The sequence below is a fragment of the Mycetohabitans endofungorum genome (assembly GCF_002927045.1).
Taxonomy (GTDB): domain Bacteria; phylum Pseudomonadota; class Gammaproteobacteria; order Burkholderiales; family Burkholderiaceae; genus Mycetohabitans; species Mycetohabitans endofungorum.
In genome coordinates, this window is record NZ_PRDW01000048.1 from 1 (window position 1) to 2,214 (window position 2,214).

A 2,214-nucleotide genomic window follows, 5' to 3' on the forward strand; every position below is an offset into this window, starting at 1 on the left:
CCTGATTCGATCGCTGCGCTGGCGCATCGCTGTACTATGTCGGTTCATAATCCCAGTTCGGTGGCAATGATGTTGCGTTGAATATCGGATGTCCCCGAATAGAGGATGGATGCGATGGCGTCGCGCAGCCCTCTTTCAGTGGGGCTTTGAGCGAGGTAGCCTTGTGCGCCGTAAATGCGCAGTGCGTCTATCGAGAATTGAGTGTACGTCTCAGAGACGAACAGCTTTGCGCAGGCCGCTTCCATCGTGGCATCCTTACCCGCATCCTTGAGCCGCCCTACCCGGTAGACGAGTTCGCACGCGGCATCTAGGTTGACTTTCATGTCGGCAATACGGTGGGAGATGGCCTGATTCTTCCCAATGGGTTGGCCGAACTGGCGGCGGGTACGCGCGTGGGTAATGCATGCTTCAAGGCGGCGACGCATGGCACCCAACGTGGTCGCAAGGATGCACCCACGTTCATATTCCATGGCACTTTCAAAGACCTTGACGCCTCGTCCCTCTCGTCCCAGTATCGCATCGGCCGAGACACGGCAGTCCTTGAGCGTGATCCGGCCCATCTGTGCGGTGCGCAGTCCCATCTTTTCCAAAGGCGGGCTCAGCTCCAGGCCTGGGTTTGTCGTCTCGACTAGGAACGCGGTGACGCCAAGTGGACCGAGCGTGGGGTCGATGGTGGCGTAGACGACGCACAGATCAGCGATGGGGGCGTTGGTGATGTAGGTTTTCGAACCGTTCAGGACATAGCTGTCGCCGTCTCGTACAGCTTGGGTGCGCAGGGAGAACACGTCCGAGCCTGCTTCGTCTTCCGTCGAGGCATTGGCACCAATCAACGAGCCATCCATCAAGCCTGGCAGAAAGCGCGAGCGCTGTGCCGGTGTGCCGTGGATGGCCAGCGGCAGGGCGACGGTCCACAGGTGAGCGTTGAGCGAGAACAGCAGTCCCAGGTCTTCGCTGCCGTACCCCAGGCCTTCCATGACGGCAAGCAGGTCGGACAGAGGCGCGCCCGCTCCGCCGCAATTCTCGGGTATGGCCATACTGAATAGGCCAAATTCTGCGCATCGCTGCCAGCCGTCCCGATGAAAAGTGCTGGCACGGTCGGAGGCTGCGATGTCTGTACTGAGCTGGTCGCGGGCAAAACAGGCGGCATGCTCGCGCAGCGCGATTCGTCGTTCATCAATTGGGTTTGGCATCGCACTGACGCTCCAAAAGTTGATAGTGGGTCTTGCCCGTCGAGGTGCGGGGCAGATCAGGAAGGTAGCGGAATTGGTCGGGCACCATGTACCGTGCGAGTCGGTTGTAACAGAACCGACTCAAATCTGTTGGGCAGACCGGGGCATCGCGGGCCACGACAAATGCCGTGATGGTGGTGTTCCCGTCGGAACCGGAGCTGACCACCGCACAGGCGGTCAGTTCAGGGTGCGCTGCCAGGCACGATTCAATCTCATCCAACTCAATCCGGTATCCATGACGCTTAATCATACGATCAAGCCGCCCCAGGAAGAGGTAGCCTTCGCACGAGGAGCGAACGATGTCCCCGGTGTTGTACCAGCGTTGGCCGTCGAGTTGAAAGAATCGCTGAGCCGTTTTCTCGGGAGCATTCCAATAGCCGGTCACGACAGAGGGCCCTGTGACGCATAACAGGCCGGGTTCACCGTCGGGTACCGGTCGTTGATGCTCATCGACGACGATTGTGTTGCAGTGGTCGCAGGGATGACCGATCGGCAACGGTTCGACGCGCTCTGCCGGTATGGGTTTGGGGACACGGTAAGCAGTGCACACGTTGGTCTCGGTGGGGCCGTACAGATTGTAGTAGGCTGGTTTGCGCCACAGCTGCAGCAACCTGCGCAACTTTGCGATGGGGAAGACTTCCCCGGCGAAGAGCACGAGCCGTAGCCGGTTCGGAGCAAGGCTGCGCCCCTTGTGCTGTTCGGCCAGCATACCTAGAATGGCCGGTGCCGAATACCAAACCGTGATCGCCCGGGCGGATAGGAATGTGGCGAGATGACGTGGGCTTGCAGCAAGGTCGGCGTCGATCAGGTGAATGCATGCGCCGTTCTTAACGGAGACATAAAGGTCGAAGATCGACAGGTCGAAGTGCAATGGAGCGTGGCTGGATACCTGGTCTTGTGCTGTTACATTGAAGGCAGCCGAGGCCCATTCGACGAAGCTCACCGCGTTGCGCTGGCTTATTGCGACCCCTTTCGGTGTCCCGGA

The 2,214-nt window shown here is 59.6% G+C and carries 2 protein-coding genes; both read right to left on the bottom strand.

Annotated elements, in window-relative coordinates:
* Positions 1-44: 44 nt before the first annotated feature.
* Complete coding sequence (locus B0O95_RS15070) at positions 45-1,190, bottom strand: acyl-CoA dehydrogenase family protein (protein ID WP_104078556.1); 1,146 nt, start codon at positions 1,188-1,190, stop codon at positions 45-47.
* A partial coding sequence (locus B0O95_RS15075) for an AMP-binding protein (protein ID WP_146064122.1) occupies positions 1,174-2,214 on the bottom strand: 1,041 nt, incomplete at its 5' end. The genes B0O95_RS15075 and B0O95_RS15070, both read right to left, overlap by 17 nt.